Origin of the sequence: Gelidibacter algens (assembly GCF_001678675.1) — a bacterium.
Lineage (GTDB): Bacteria > Bacteroidota > Bacteroidia > Flavobacteriales > Flavobacteriaceae > Gelidibacter > Gelidibacter algens.
Genome location: NZ_LZRN01000001.1, coordinates 110,676 through 126,017 on the forward strand (window position 1 = coordinate 110,676; position 15,342 = coordinate 126,017).

The window sequence follows — 15,342 nt, forward strand, 5'->3', positions numbered from 1 at the left end:
CACCCTTAATTTTATTCCTGGGAATATGGGGGTAAAGAAAGAAAGAGTTGGTAATCCTACACTACTTCTAAAATACTTCTGTTGCGTTAGTGCGAGGAGTTCGGTTTGAAAATCAGCAAAAACTATCATAATTTATCGATCATTAGAAAAATGCACTACCTCAACCAAATATAGTTTAAGTGCATTTGTTAGTGAATATTGAAACCCCGTAAACCACAATAAGTTTATGGGGTTTTATCAAAATACCATGTTCAAAATCATGACGTTGATGATACTGTGGTTGTGCAGAGAAATCAAATTTTAAACTCTGCCCACAAGGGATAGTGATCTGAAATAAGCCAGGACAAACTGTTTTTTGTTAATTGACGGTTTTGAAGGGCAAATGGAACAAAGTCGTAATTGCCGCCACTTAAAAATTCCATAGAAAGTTTAGGTCCGTTGGTCTGACTGTTAAACCAAGCAATCTGATCATAATATTTTGTGGCGTTGAAGATGGATCTTGTGACGCGCTCATTTTGAAGTTGTGGAGGGATGTACAATCCTTCTGAAAGAAAGGTTCTTTCTAAAAGATCACCACGCTCATCAATATTAAAATCTCCCAAGGCAATCAAATCTTGATGATAGGCGTTGATATTACCTGCCCAACTTGAAAGCCATTTGGCAATCCCTCTCAATTCCTCGATTCGGCTTTCTGGACTTGTGCCATATAGGATATGCAAAGTGACTAATATAAACGTGTGTTTGTTTGACTGAAAACTCACTGCGTAAGGAGATCTTACAAATTGTTTCGATAATGCGTGGTCTCCAATATTTTCTTCCCATTCCTCAGGGACCACCAATTCTCCTGCCAATCCTGATAACCGTACGCGTCTTGTATCAAAAAGATATGCCATACGTTCGCCATTGCCCACCTTGCCCTTATTGACATCAGTAAGTAGAAATGACCAGTTTTCTCCAAGAACTTTAAGGGTATCTCTCAAGGCTCTGATATTATCCTTTACCTCCTGTACGGCAATGATATCAAAACGACTTATAATTTCGGCAATACATAAAACGGAATGTAAATCACGTTTAGGAGAATCGTCATCATCAGAATCCCATTTTCGGGTTAAATTTCCAAATGCGCGTATGTTCCATGTGGCAATTAGAAGATTTCTATCCAACTGTTTGGATGGAATTTTAGAGTTTAAATCTGCTATTAACAAATTCAAATTTTCCTGGACAGCAATCGGTGGTATGTCTGTTATAGAAATCATACTCTAAATATAATGCAATATTGCTTTAGATGTTCAGTACACTATATAAAAAATTGAATTTCAGTATATTGACGTGTTGTACTTGGGGTTGTCGTAATAGTATTGAGCATGACATAGTTTGAATCCTCAAATTCCATTTCGCCATTAAATATCCTTTTTTATTGAATAGAATTTAATTTTTCACTCCTATTCTGTATACCAATGGGCAGGTGCGATCTTTTGGATTTTTTTTCCAACTATTTAGTCATAAGAAAAGCGCAATCGAATATTTATCGATCGCGCTTTTCTTGTTTTAAATTACGATTAATTTTGATGTAATTGTAGAGATTAACCTGTTTGTTATAAGTTAATACTACGTATAAGTAAAAAAGCAAGTTATTCTTCCTCCTCTTCTTTTCTAGCTTTTTTATTTGCGGCTTCTTTTTTCTGCTTCTCTATATCTGAAGTTTCGTCTTTAGCTATCCCTTTCGCATGTGGAATTGGATGTTTTCCTACTGTGTTATCATAATTTGGTGTTTTCATAATGTTTATTTTTAGATTATTAATTAATTACTTATTTGTAGTTTTCAATTCAGCTGTTTGAATTATATCTCCTGAAAAATGTACAATTTTTTGAGACCGGAATTTTTTGATTCACTATAACCGATAGGGTGTATTCTAGCGGGTTTTATTGACAATTGTTCTTCAAGCTACAAATTTTTAGATCACATTGTGGAGGTATTAACGCTATTTAACATTTTGTTAGTGGATAATTAAGACCATCTAATAATTCGAGATTTCAACGGCCTGTTTGTAATGGTCGTTTTCTGAAAACAACAAAATCCGTTCAAGTAAGCTTGACGGATTTTGATGTTTTCTCTCATAACATTGTGGTGAGTGTAGTGGAGTCGATAGTATCGACATGTTCAACTTCTCGCCGTTTATAAGACTTCGAAAAGGGTCGCTTTTTTACTTGATATTTGTTAATGCCAGACGGCCTCTTCCGCTAAGAAACTCATAATAATAATAATAATAATAATAATAACTATTGTCCGATAAAGAATCAAGACCGCTGCGCTTCTAGAATATAGAACAAAGACTTGATTGCAACTAACTGACTAATATCTATCGTTTAAATTAAAATCACCCCATCACTCTCGGTAGTAGTAGTTTCTAAATGTCAAGGTGTCATTTTGAAAATCTCGTGGAATCCCTTCCTTTAAATGGGTGTATTAACTTTTTTTGTTTTACCGGACACTAATGAAATAATAATAATAATAATAATAATAATCTATAATAGGGTAAGCGCAACTAAAACCTAACGGATATCTTGCCTCTTGCATAAAACGGGGTGCCGGGTGTAAAATGAATTTCTTCAACTGACGCTGCCTCGTTAAACAACCTACTTTCAGTGGCAAATTGGGTCTCGTTCCATTCGGTATCGAATAAATTTTCAATGATGATACCAATCGTCCAATTCTTAATAGAATAATTAAGGTTCATATCTGTCACAAGATAACCTTTGGCCACGATGGAATTATCTTCATTAGCAGGCCTATCATTTACGAAGCGATAGTTTATTCCGCCAGAAAAATCACCAACATCCCTAAAATTAAGTCCAGCCGATGACGTAAGATTTGGTGCTAAGGGTATGTAATCTTGTCCCTCTGGCTCTTCAGCACTTCTAGCATGGGTATAGTTCACATCACCGTTTAGGTATAGCCAATCAGCCAGTTGGTATCGCAATCCAAAATCAACGCCCCAACGTTGTGTTTTTCCACTGGGTTCTACTATGGCAGCATCACCTACATACACAAATTCTTGTTGTAGGTATAGCGTCCAAAGAGCAGCATTGAGCACTAATTTTCCCATAGGTTTGTAAATAGCTCCAAAATCGACTCCAAAAGCGAGTGGAAGAATTTCTTTCCCATTGTTAGCGGTCACTACCCTGGTGTCATTGGAATGAAAACCAATTCCTGATTTTGCGAACACTTGAAAGTTGGGAGACGCGGCGTAAAGAACGTTTAGTTTAGGGCCTAAAAACACTTTGTCTTCACTTTTGTTGTCGTATGTTTCCGTAAGCAAATTAATATAATCAAATCTGAAGTAATCGAGACGAAGGCCAGGATTGATGGTCCATTTGTTTTTCTTATAAGTAAGGTCAAGGTAGCCGTATAGATTTAGCTCATCGGTGTTTCCATATGCCAAACGTTCCAACAAAGTTTGCCGATTTTTAGTTCGGGAAAGTTGAACATCGTTAATGTCATCATATCTAAAACCAATTCCGGTGTTATACTTCAACTGTGAGTCGTGGTCTCCTACATGAATTGAATGTTCATAACTGGTTTCTGCCCCAATAATGGTACGGTTTTCCGTCTGGCGTATCTGATCTGCATTTACCGGATCTTCCAAGAAAAAAGTGAAATTCGAAAACAATTCAAAATCATATGCAGAAATAAAAGCTTTCGATTTTATTCTTGAGTGCTCATCAAGTTGCTGTGAATGATTTACGATAATGTTAGACCTGCTGGTATTGCCTCCTTCAGTATCATCGATAGCGCCAAACCGAGTAATCAGACCTTGATCAACAGCTCGTTGAGGTATTTGACCCGAAGCATCCCACTTACTTTGAAAATGGGAAAGTGTCAAACTCAACTCTTGATCTTCACGATTGTTAAAATGGTATCGACCCATAACATTGAATCGATTGAAATCTTGTGGTGATTCGAAAGCACCATCTGACAGCACCATTTCTGAGGCGACATAGGCGTTTGCAAAGTCGCCTTGATATATTTTCATCATTCCCAAAGTTCGGATCGAGTTAAACTGACCTGCCTCAACAGATATAAGGTTTTGGTCGATTTTTTCCTTCGTTTTTAAATCAATATAACCGGCAGTATTGAAATTACCTTTTTGTGCGTAATAGGGTCCCATTCCAAAATCGATATTGTCAATCGTTTCAGGAATGATAAAGTGCATGTCAGCATAACCTTGACCATGTGCATGAGAAACCAAATTGACGGGAAGTCCATCAACATCTATAGTAATATCGGTGCCATGGTCAATATCAAAACCTCTTAAGAATATTTGTTCCGCCTTTCCGCCCCCTGCATGCTGGCCTATGATCAGGCCTGGTACTTTTCTTAGAATCTCTTGTGAAGATTTTACTGGGTTGGCTTTGACGTCAACATTCACAAAATTACTCAAGACATTTACCTTAGAAACCAAAACGACCTGATCTAAAGATACGGCGGACTCTTCAAGAACGACTTTAATGAAGCCATCCAACTGGTTTTCAGCGATGGTTAATTGGTGTTTTTTATAGCCGAGACCATAAAAGGAGATGATGTCTCCTACTGATATGTCATCGAGTTCAAAATATCCGGAAACATTGGAATGGGTATATGCCCCAGTGGTATTGTTATAAACACTGACGCCTTCTAGTGCTTCATTACCTTGTGATGCAACTGTGCCACTCAGGTTATGGGCATACATTATACTCCCTAAAAGAGTAAATAAAACTGTAAAATATTTTATCATTGTGCACTGTTTTTTTATGCAAATGGATTATTGCGAATTGGAAAATAAATTTGATAATAGGAGGGGAGCTGAGTCGCCATGTAGATGGCAACCTAAAGCGTTCAAGAAAATTGCGGAGGTTGCTTGCTCATATTTAAATAACCGGCTGTGACTTTTTTGATAAGCGGATTGTATTCGCCTCTAAAAAATGTCATAAGTATTTGTGGTGAAGTGTAGGCATGGGTGGTAATATGTTTGTCCAACTTATCAATGCTTGGTACTGTTTCGTTGTCGGAATCATGGTCGTCTGACGTATTGAATAGGGATTCATAAAGGTCAATTGCTACATGCGTGTGCTCTTTTAGCGATAGATCATGTTCATGATAGGAATGCGTGATACCTTCCTGTTCGGAAACAGAGTCATGCCCAATGAGACCACTAGGAGCTTTGGCTACATGCGAAATTTCATGAAAAACGGAGCTTATTTCATGATGTAAAGGATTGGCCAAATAGCAAAGCCCTATGAGCAATGCCAAATAGTTCATAACGCAGGGCTTCAAGCCTTTTTTGTGACTGAGGTTCATAGGGTATGCTATATTAACGAAAACTTAAGTTAGAAGGTTTTATTCTTCTAAAAGTGCCATTAATGTTTGTTCTATATATGCACTATATTCTGCAATAGTGGGTAGTTCAAAGATTTTATTCAAAGGGAAATTTAATTCAATTTCGTCATTAATTCTGGCCGTTGCACGAATGGCGGCCAAAGAGTGTCCTCCCAAAGCAATAAAATTATCATAAATACCAACTTTTTTAAGTTGTAAAACTTCTTGCCATATACGTTCCAAAATTTCTTCTATTTCGTTTCTTGGGGCTGCATAAGGCGTGTCTAATTCCAATTGAACGCTAGTTAGATTTTTCAAAGCTTTTTTGTCGACTTTGCCGTTTTTGGTTAAGGGAATTTCGTTTAAATGCTTAAAAACGGTGGGCACCATATAGGAAGGCAGTCTTTGTTCTGCGAATTCTCTAATGTCCTTTAGTGATAAATTGGGGTTACCAGTATAATAGGCTACCAGTTTGTCAGAATTCTGCCAATCATCATCGGATTTGTCATAACCGATTTCTTTCATAATACGTTTAACCTCGGTCTCGTCAATAACCTCATTGATTTCTTCAAGACTTTCGTCACGTGTTTTATGTCCTAATCTGACGTCCCAACTGTACGGAAATGAATAATTGCTATAGCCCATTTCTTTTTTATGGACATAAATTCCGACTTGGTTGATGAGACAATTGGTAGACCTACCAGTATCAGTAGGTCGAACCCAGCCTACATTCTCCTTTAAATACACGAGCAGTTCTTCAAGACTCACATCGCTAAAACGATAGAAATCCACGAATTCCACTTTTTCGTAAAGCTTATCGTCGTCAAACATAGAAACGTCTAAAAGTTTCTTCACGGCATCGTCTTCCTGATGGTAAAGTTTTCGGGCCTCTAGAATGGTTTGATCAATCTTCTTGGTATCTAACGCTTCGTCCCAAAACAATTCTTCGGTCAGTCTCGTCTCAAAAAATTGACCTCTTGAAAGACCGGTTACGATAAAGGGGATCTCTTTTTCTAAAGCTATTTGGGTACTGAGGGTATATATCGTTTTAAAGCAACCGTTGCACACATTATGATGCCTGTGCAGACTATCGACAAAAATGTCGTTCATATGAGGTGTTTCTCCATAAACATGGTCCACACCTAATTTTTTAATGATGGTATCAATATTTGCTTTGGCCTGATCAGAAATGTAGCCATTGTCCATCGTAAAAGCCAGCACCCTTAAGCCCATATTGACCAATCTGGCCAAGACGTAGGTACTATCTTTACCACCACTCAAAAGCGAAATACAGTCATAGTTAGGATTTTGATTTCTTTTGGAAGTCAACACCTGGAGCAGCTCATCATCGTTTTTGAAATAGCGTTCAGCTTTCACTTTATAACTTTCAAATGCCGTACAGAGATGGCATACCCCGTTTTCGTTGAAATCAGTATTGGGATAGTTTGAAGGAAGCCCACATTCTATACAATTCACCACGTCTTCTTCAGGAATAGACGTTTTGTCTTCTATCAATACAACGGCACAGAGGTCAATTTCTGGATAATTGACAAGATTCGATTCGATATCAGATAACTCGATACGATACCCTCTTAATTTTACTTGGTCATCGGTTCTTCCTAAATATTCAAATTCTCCGTTCCCGTTTATTCGGCACAAGTCACCAGAACGGTACATTTTAGAATCTTTAAAAAAAGGATTTGCGACAAATTTAGCTTCTGTCATTTCAGGAGCATCGACATAGCCTTCCGCCAAACCGATGCCGCTCAAATATAGTTCTCCAACAACACCTTGGGGCACTATATTGTTATGGCTATCCAGAACATAGGCTTGCATATTCGCGATTGGCGTACCTATTGGGACGGATGTTCCTAGATGTTTTTGAGAGTCAAATTCACTCACTATGCAGCCAATAGTAGCCTCGGTTGGACCATATTCATTAAAGATTCTTAACGGATTGGGGAATGCAGATTGCATAGATTTTGCAAGGGCTATTTTAAGGTCTTCACCACCAATAATCATGGTATGGATGTAGGAAGAACTGATTTTTTTTTCTTGAACAAGAGCCAAGTGCGAAGGTGTCAGTTTAATGGTATTCACCATGTTGTCTTCAAAAACCTGCATCAGGCTCATATCGGCACCAAAAGTGTTCTCTTTATAGGTTATAATTCTGCCACCACTAATCAATGGTAACAGCGTCGAAGTGATGGTGAGGTCAAAACCGATGGAACTAAATAAGGGGAAAATCGATTTTTCATTGATGTTGTAAGCTGCCTTTGCCCAACCCAAATAATTGCTAAGAGCGCTGTGGGATATGCGAACGCCTTTAGGTTTACCAGTACTGCCCGATGTATATAAGATATAGGCCATGTCATTCTTTTTTAAATCCGATTGAATGGCCGTAAACGGCTGTTTCGAGATTTCTGAGCGTTCCTTGGTTATATCACATAATCGGTTTGAGTCTATATCTAAGTTTTTGATCAATCCACTTTCGGTCAATACCAGTGAGGCATCCGAATTTCCGATAATAAACCTAATACGTTCAGAGGGTTGGTCAGAGGGTATAGGTATAAAAGTGGCGCCCAATTTTAAAACCGCTAAAACCGCAATAATATACTCTGGATTTCTATAAAAATGAAGTGCTACTTTTTGGTTTTCAAGTATTTTTTTCTCATACAAATAATGAGCAAGTTGATTGGCTTTCTTGTTCAGCTCAGAATAGGTTAATGTTTGTTTGTCGCCCTGTAAGGCTACCGAATTAGGTCTTTTTAAGGCATTTTCTTCAAAGTAGGTAAGTGCAGTTGTTGTTGGTTCAACTATTTTAAAATCAGGGTCTATAAGTAATTTTTGCTCTTTAGGGGTTACTAAACTGGGCACTGAAATATCCATTTCAATATCCTGAAGCATGGCATCGAGAAGACTTAGCAAATGGTTAGGCACCTTTTGTTGCAGCTCATGATCAAAAGTACCGTGATTCAAGTCTAGCATTATCTTGTATTCTCCATTTGTTTCAGGGACCATGACATGACATCTCATTTGATGGTTACTATCAATATGACCAGTGTAAATCCATTCGGAGGTAGTTTTGAAACCATTGAAATTGGAGAAGCCGGTATGTATATAATTGAGGACTACATTAAAGCTGTTGCTGATCTCAGACGTCACCGTATCCTGTAACGCGTGTTTTAGGTTGTCGCTGTTTTCAAGTTTAACACGCTGTAACAGCGTTTTGAAACTATCGGCGTCATCAATTTCTGTCAACATGGGGAAAATCTCAAGAAAGTAGCCTACGGTGTGATGAAACTTTCTGCTGATCCTATTGTGCAAAGGCGCTCCGATAGATAACTTTTTTTGGCCACTGACCCTATACATAAAAATGAACAGTAGGGTTGACATGACATTGAACAAGGCTAATTGTGCTGTCCATCCCTTTACTTCAGGACGTTGTAAAAAGAGTTGTAATTTTTGTGAACGTTCTCGCCCCAAATGAAGAAAGACTCTTGAGGCTTCCGTCGCATCTGGTTTGGGATGAATACCATAAAAGGAATGGATTTTTTCTATATCACGGACCTTGGAAGACCAATAGCTGTCTTCGTGGGTTTTCGAACTGGCTGCATCCAATTCAGATTTGACATAGTCTAGATACGAGGCGCTATCAACGGGTTGAATTCCGTCATGATGACCCGATAGAGCTTCATAATATTTATTCATTCTATCGAAAATGATTTTTCGAGATACCCCATCGGTAATCAAATGGTGCATGTTCATGAACCAGATATATGTGTTCTCACTTTTTTTGATCAGGACAGTGTCAAAAACTTGCTGCGATAAATCCAACTTTTTCAAACTGCGGTTCAGGAGCCAATCTGAGATCATATTAAATTCTGGGTCAGAAGAAAAATCGATGACTTCTATGTTATAGTCCAATTTATCCTTTGCCTCTTGATATGGAATTCCATCTTCTTCATAAAACCGAATTCTCAACGCATCAGTAGTATCGATGAGCAACTGAAAAGCCTTCTCAAAGATTTGCTTATCAATGGCACCTGATATCTCATAAGAATAGGCCGTGTTATATAAAGGAACGTCTGGATTCATTTTTTGACCGACCCAGAGAGACATTTGACTTGCGGTGAGCTTTAGCTTCATGTATAAATTATTTGTGACTTAAAAAACTTAGATTTGAGGTTTTGATAGATAGGTAGATATGCTGCGGACAGAATTGAAATTTTCGACCGTCATATCCTCTGGATTTATAGTTACTTGAAATTCATTTTCCAAGAAGACCACTAGTTTCATCATTCCCAAAGAATCGACGATACCATTTCCTAAGAGGTCTTCATCCATATCTATGCTTTCTATAAATTCAATAGAAAGTTCGTCTTTAATATAAGTAATGATCTTTTCGTTCATAAAGTTTGTGTTTCAAGCAGTTCGATTATTTTATTTCGATCTATTTTTCCGGTTCCTGTTCTTGGAAATTTGTGCATAATAGTAATGTTTTGTGGTACCATATAGGAGGGAAGGAATAGTTTGCAAAAATCAATAACATCATCGGCGTTGATTTTCGCTCCATCTGCTAAACAAACCACTGCTTCAAGTTCTCTTATTTCTAAATCCTTTTTCACCACTATTACGGCCGCTTCGGTGATGAGTTCATTTTTTAATAAGATGGCTTCAATGTCGTCTAACTCAATTCTATACCCCCTAAGTTTTACCTGACGATCTATTCGCCCTAAAAACATGAGCTCTTTTTGTTCATTCTCATAAACCAAATCGCCCGTCCTATAATAAATATGATCATACCCAGGAGCCATTTCTATTTTGAAAAAGGATTTTTCAGTAAGTTCTTTTCTATTCCAATAACCGATCATCATTGTGGCTGTTCTGATCACTAGTTCTCCAGGTTCGCCATTATTTACCGGTTGATCGTCAGTGTCCAAGATTTTGAATTCGGTATTGTTCCAAACGGTACCCAAGGGTATCGGGTCGTCAGTTTCGGGTGGTTTCTCTAAAATATAGTAGGTGCATCGTGCTAGTTCTGACGGCCCATAGGAGTTGATGAATTTGGCATGTGGCCATTTCAGCATCAACTGCCTAAGCTGCTTAACGGGAAATACTTCGCCCCCAAACCTTATCCATCGTAAAGCACTGAAATCATGTTTTTCAATATGCCCATGCAATAAAACCTGTATCAAAATCAGGGGTACAGAAAACCAAATCGTAATGTTTTCCTTGGCTACCAATGCTGATAAACTTGCGGGAAGCTTTACGTAAGAATCGGGAAAAATTACCGTTGTGGCTCCTACTAAGGGTCCTGATAGGTACCCAAAAAGCGATTGGTCAAAATGCAGTGGCGCAAAATTTCCGATGATATCGCTATTGTCTAAATTATGTAAATCGGCTTCTAGCTTTGCCAAGCTCAGCAAACTGTGATGGGAGTGCATAATTCCTTTGGGCATTCCGGTAGATCCAGAAGTATATAAAATAGAGGCCAGATCATGTTCTAAAATTCTGGCCGGTGAATAATCATCCAATGTCCTAGAAAAGATAGCTTCCCAAGAAACGGTCTTTACGTCTAAATTTTCCGAGAGGCCAACTATGGATTTAAGAAAAGGGGCTTTTTGAGTAATTAATTTTATTTTTCTAGTTTGCGCTGGCGTTGTAACGATATGTTCTATCCCACAATCATTTAAAATTATAAGTATTCTTTCTAAAGGTAAAAACGGGTCAATAGCTACGAAAGCTCCGCCAGACTTAAGAATGCCGTAAAATGCAACGGCGGTATCAAGACAACGATTCATAAAAATAGCCACGCGATCTCCTCTGATAAGGCCTTTGTCTAAAAGGTAAGACGCCAGCTGATCGGCTTTGCTATCTAATGCTTTGTAAGAAATAGAGTCGTCTAAACATTTAAACGCATCTTTTTCAGGGTAACGGACTGCCGATTGCTCGATTAAATTCGTAATATTATAAAGCATGTATCATAAATTAATTATATGGAATGGTTTTTCATCAATATATTCCTGCTGACAATCCACTAATTTTGTAAATGACTAAGTTAAATCAAGATTATGAGGTTATCAAAAATAGGGGGTGTCCCTAAACCATTAAAACCGTAAGTTGGTCGAAAAAACAACAATTACGTGACAAATTTGTTAAATTAGTATCATATTTATTTGAGACACATAAACTGTTTAAACTATCAATCTTATCAAAAAAGTATTTAAAATCAATAGTAATCTTATCTTCTAAAGATTTTGATAATTTATTTGCAGAACTATAGCTTAAACAAATATTTGGTCTTAACTACAACCAGTTTAAACTAACCAATACCTTATGAGAAAGTTACATCTACAGATTACTTTCATTTTGCTTTTTTTAATACCAATTTTCACTTATGCCCATAAACCTGATAGAAGTGTAGTTTATCTTAGGGTCTATGAAACTGGGGGTATTGAAGGTCATTTTGATCTCGGCGTCGAAGATTTAAAGAAATATTTAGGTCTTGATCTAAAGTTGCACCCAACTTTGGAGGAGGTTGAGGTTTATAAGGAGGTAATCAGGTCATATATTTCAAAACACGCCTCATTTACTTCGCGATACGGAGAACATAAGATTGCGTTTACTGATGAGATGAGTATTTTATGGATAAGTTCAGGCTCGTTTGTTGTCTCTGATTTTTATCTGGAAAATATGGAAACGGTACCCGATAATTTGGAGGTAAGTTTCTCGGTATTTTTAGATGAGAATCCTATGCATACAAATGGTCTTGGAATAGAATATAATTGGAAGGCGGGACTAATCAATAACGAGAAAATTATTGCGTTAGATTTTACCACTAGCCACAGGACTAAAAATTTGGATTTAACGGACACCTCTGTTTGGAAAGGTTTCTTGGCAATGATAAAGCAAGGGATGTTGCATATCTGGGTAGGAATGGATCATGTGCTCTTTTTGTTGGCATTGATATTGCCATCGGTTGTAAGAAGGAGAAGTTCACTTTTAGGGGGAGGAGTGGGCGCTGTTGAAGATTCAGGGTATCGCATCTGGGGATGGCAGCCGGTACAGAAATTTAGACCTGCATTTTTGTATATTTTGAAAATCGTTACGTTTTTCACCATCGCCCATACCATTACGTTAAGTTTAGCTTCATTAAAAATTATAGTTTTACCTTCTTGGCTGGTAGAATCGATTATTGCCTTTTCCATAGGGCTTGCAGCCTTTCATAACATCAGACCTATTTTTAAAGGTAGAGATTGGATTATTGCGTTTGTTTTCGGGCTCTTTCACGGTTTCGGTTTTGCTACTGTTTTGGGCGAACTTGGCTTTAAGGGCGAAAATCTTTCGCTATCACTCTTTGGCTTTAATATTGGGGTGGAAATAGGACAGGTTGTGATCATCGCTTTAATATTTCCCTTTCTATTTCTGATGAGGAAACTCAGATTCTATCCGAAGTTCATGGTTGGGATGTCCGTAATTTTAATAGTAATTTCTATGTATTGGATGATAGAACGACTTTTTGATGTCGATTTTCCGTTGGATGAATATTTGTTGAATAAACTGCTTCCACTCGCCAAATGGTCAGGTTTAAAATAATGCGTATCGTAAAAAAATAAGTAAGTGGACTCAAAAAAAACGCAGCGATTATTAGACACATGGAAGAACAGCGATAAAAAAAAGTCGCTGCAAACCTCTATTTCCAAAGTGCCCCTGGGACTTCCCATTCCGCTTACCAGTGGGCAGCAAAGGTTGTGGTTCTTACAGCGCTTACTGCCTGAAAACCCCGTTTATAACTATTCAGAAAGTTTTATGTTAACGGGCCAATTAAACAATGAGGCATTTGCGCATAGCTTAAAACAAGTAGTTGAAGACAACAGTATTTTAAGGTCTACTTACCCCTACCAAGACGATAAGCCCGTTCTGGTCATTCACTGCGGTGTTGAGGTCAAACTGAATATAATTGATTTAAGTAAGGAGTCTTCAGAAGATAGAGAAAAACACAAAATTGAAACCCTGTTATCAGATGCAACGCGTCCTTTCAATTTGGCCGAATTTCCACTCATAAGAACTACCTTAATAAAACTAAGCGTATCTCAGCATGTCTTTTTGATGACCATGCACCATATTATCTTTGATAAATGGTCTATGGATTTATTTTTAAAAGCTTTGGGTAATGAGTATCGTGCGTTTGTTTCAAACGATAGTAGTGTGAAGGAAGAGAACGAGCTTCAATTTTCCGATTATGCGTTTTGGCAGAGGAATAAAGCATTGGATCCCGGCCAAGTTGCCTATTGGAAAGTGAAATTGGGTGGTGAGATTCCAACCTTAGATCTGCCAACAGACTACCCTCAACCACCAAGACCAACGTATAAAGGCACCTCATATAGGTCAAAATTTTCAGATGACTTATCCAAACGTGTACTGGATTTATCTAAAACTTTGGAGACCACACCGTATGTTTTGTTACTGGCGGTTTATTATCTGTTACTTCATAAATACAGTGGACAGAAAGATATTTTGATTGGTTCACCAATTTCGCATAGGATAAACAAGGCCTTGGAGAACATCATTGGCTTTTTTGATGAAACAATTGTTCTGCGCACCACTGTGATGCCGGAAATGACTTTTGCGGATGTTGTAAAAAGCGTAAGGGAGACAACATTGTACGCTTTTGCTAACAAAGATGTACCGTTTGAAGTATTGGTCAAAGAACTCAGCCCACAAAGGTCCTTGAGCGTCAATCCTTTTTTTCGTGTGATGTTTATTTATCATGCTGTGCAAAAGTCGCCTTCCTTTGGCTCTGCAATGGAGCTTTCCCATTCGTTCTTCAACCCAGGCGTATCGAAGTTTGATCTGACACTGTATGTTGCAAATCAAGAAGGTAGACTCTCCTGCGGATTTGAATATGCCAGCGATATTTTTAAGGAATCAACAATTATCCAATTTCAGGAGCATCTGACACTGTTACTGGAGGCGGTGACCACAAATCCAGATCAGAAGATTTTAGATATTGACATGTTGACGATCAAAGAAAGAAATTTCTTTTTTCAGGATCCTGATCTAGGCATAGGCTCCTTTCAAGAATATCAGGGCATACATCACATTATTGAAGCGGTTGGGAAAACTTTTCCACACCAAACGGCCTTGACCTACAAAAACGAATCTCTAACGTATCAAACACTAAACGAGAAGGCCGATGCCTTGGCCATAGCAATACTTGAACATACAAAAAGTCGAAATGAGATTATAGGCTTGAGTGTAGACAGATCTCTCGATATGATTATTGGCTTGCTCGGTATATTAAAGGCGGGTTGTGGTTATGTGCCACTTGACCCAAATTATCCGAAAGACCGTTTGGATTTTATTTTGAGAGATGCCGGATGCAACCTATTGATTACTCAAACACTCTTAGAGAAATATTTTGAGGGATCTGGCCAGCAAATCCTATGTATTGATGCTATTGAAGTTTCTAAAGACCGCCCTGTCCCAAGTCTCCCAATCGTAAGAGAAGATGATGTTGCTTATATCATATATACATCAGGGAGTACGGGCAGGCCGAAGGGCGTTCCAATTTCCCATAAAAACATTATTAATTCAACCGCTGGGCGTTTAGATTTTTACCCTGAAATTCCTGAGGTTTTTTTATTGATGTCTTCAATTTCTTTTGATAGTTCAAAGGCTGGTATTTTCTGGACATTATGCACGGGCGGTAATCTAGTCATTACTGAGAAACAAGCAGAACAAGATATAGCGCAAATTGAAGGTCTGATATCTAAGCATTCTGCAACACATACCCTTATGCTGCCCTCCCTATATAAGTTGATTCTTGAACATGGTTCGGTTTCTAATTTGACCAGCTTGAAAGCGGTGATTGTAGCGGGTGAGACCTGTTTGCCTTCGTTACGCAACTTACATTTTGAGAAACTGGCCCTACTGAGGGGACCGTGTGGTGTACCGCTTATCATATAAAAAAGAGTGATGCT

General features: G+C 38.1%; 9 protein-coding genes. 2 read left to right on the top strand and 7 right to left on the bottom strand.

The window, feature by feature from the left end; all coding sequences use genetic code 11:
• Positions 1-293 precede the first annotated feature (293 nt).
• From A9996_RS00540 to A9996_RS00565, 7 genes are all read right to left on the bottom strand, one after another.
• Positions 294-1,256: an endonuclease/exonuclease/phosphatase family protein gene (locus A9996_RS00540; RefSeq protein ID WP_066429687.1), complete on the bottom strand. Its 963-nt coding sequence runs from the start codon at positions 1,254-1,256 to the stop codon at positions 294-296.
• Positions 1,257-1,631: 375 nt separating this feature from the next.
• Positions 1,632-1,778, bottom strand: coding sequence for a hypothetical protein (locus A9996_RS20055; protein ID WP_169817224.1), 147 nt, complete (start codon positions 1,776-1,778; stop codon positions 1,632-1,634).
• A 768-nt stretch (positions 1,779-2,546) separates the two neighbouring features.
• A complete protein-coding gene (locus A9996_RS00545; protein WP_066429690.1) occupies positions 2,547-4,775 on the bottom strand; it encodes a TonB-dependent receptor in 2,229 nt (742 codons plus the stop codon).
• Between the two features lie 101 nt (positions 4,776-4,876).
• Positions 4,877-5,338, bottom strand: a complete 462-nt coding sequence (locus A9996_RS00550; protein ID WP_066429694.1) for a hypothetical protein — start codon at positions 5,336-5,338, stop codon at positions 4,877-4,879.
• 39 nt (positions 5,339-5,377) lie between these two features.
• Positions 5,378-9,505: a non-ribosomal peptide synthetase gene (locus A9996_RS00555; protein ID WP_066429701.1), complete on the bottom strand. Its 4,128-nt coding sequence runs from the start codon at positions 9,503-9,505 to the stop codon at positions 5,378-5,380.
• A 27-nt stretch (positions 9,506-9,532) separates the two neighbouring features.
• Positions 9,533-9,769: an acyl carrier protein gene (locus tag A9996_RS00560; protein WP_066429702.1), complete on the bottom strand. Its 237-nt coding sequence runs from the start codon at positions 9,767-9,769 to the stop codon at positions 9,533-9,535.
• Complete coding sequence (locus tag A9996_RS00565; RefSeq protein ID WP_066429704.1) at positions 9,766-11,337, bottom strand: amino acid adenylation domain-containing protein; 1,572 nt, start codon at positions 11,335-11,337, stop codon at positions 9,766-9,768. Before A9996_RS00565 ends, A9996_RS00560 begins: the two co-directional genes overlap by 4 nt.
• Positions 11,338-11,695: 358 nt before the next feature.
• Between A9996_RS00565 and A9996_RS00570 the strand changes: the two genes are divergently transcribed.
• Positions 11,696-12,955 carry a HupE/UreJ family protein gene (locus A9996_RS00570; protein WP_066429706.1) on the top strand — a complete coding sequence of 420 codons (1,260 nt, stop codon included), beginning with the start codon at positions 11,696-11,698 and terminating at the stop codon, positions 12,953-12,955.
• A 24-nt stretch (positions 12,956-12,979) separates the two neighbouring features.
• Positions 12,980-15,328 carry a non-ribosomal peptide synthetase gene (locus tag A9996_RS00575; protein WP_066429709.1) on the top strand — a complete coding sequence of 783 codons (2,349 nt, stop codon included), beginning with the start codon at positions 12,980-12,982 and terminating at the stop codon, positions 15,326-15,328.
• The last annotated feature ends 14 nt before the right edge of the window (positions 15,329-15,342 follow it).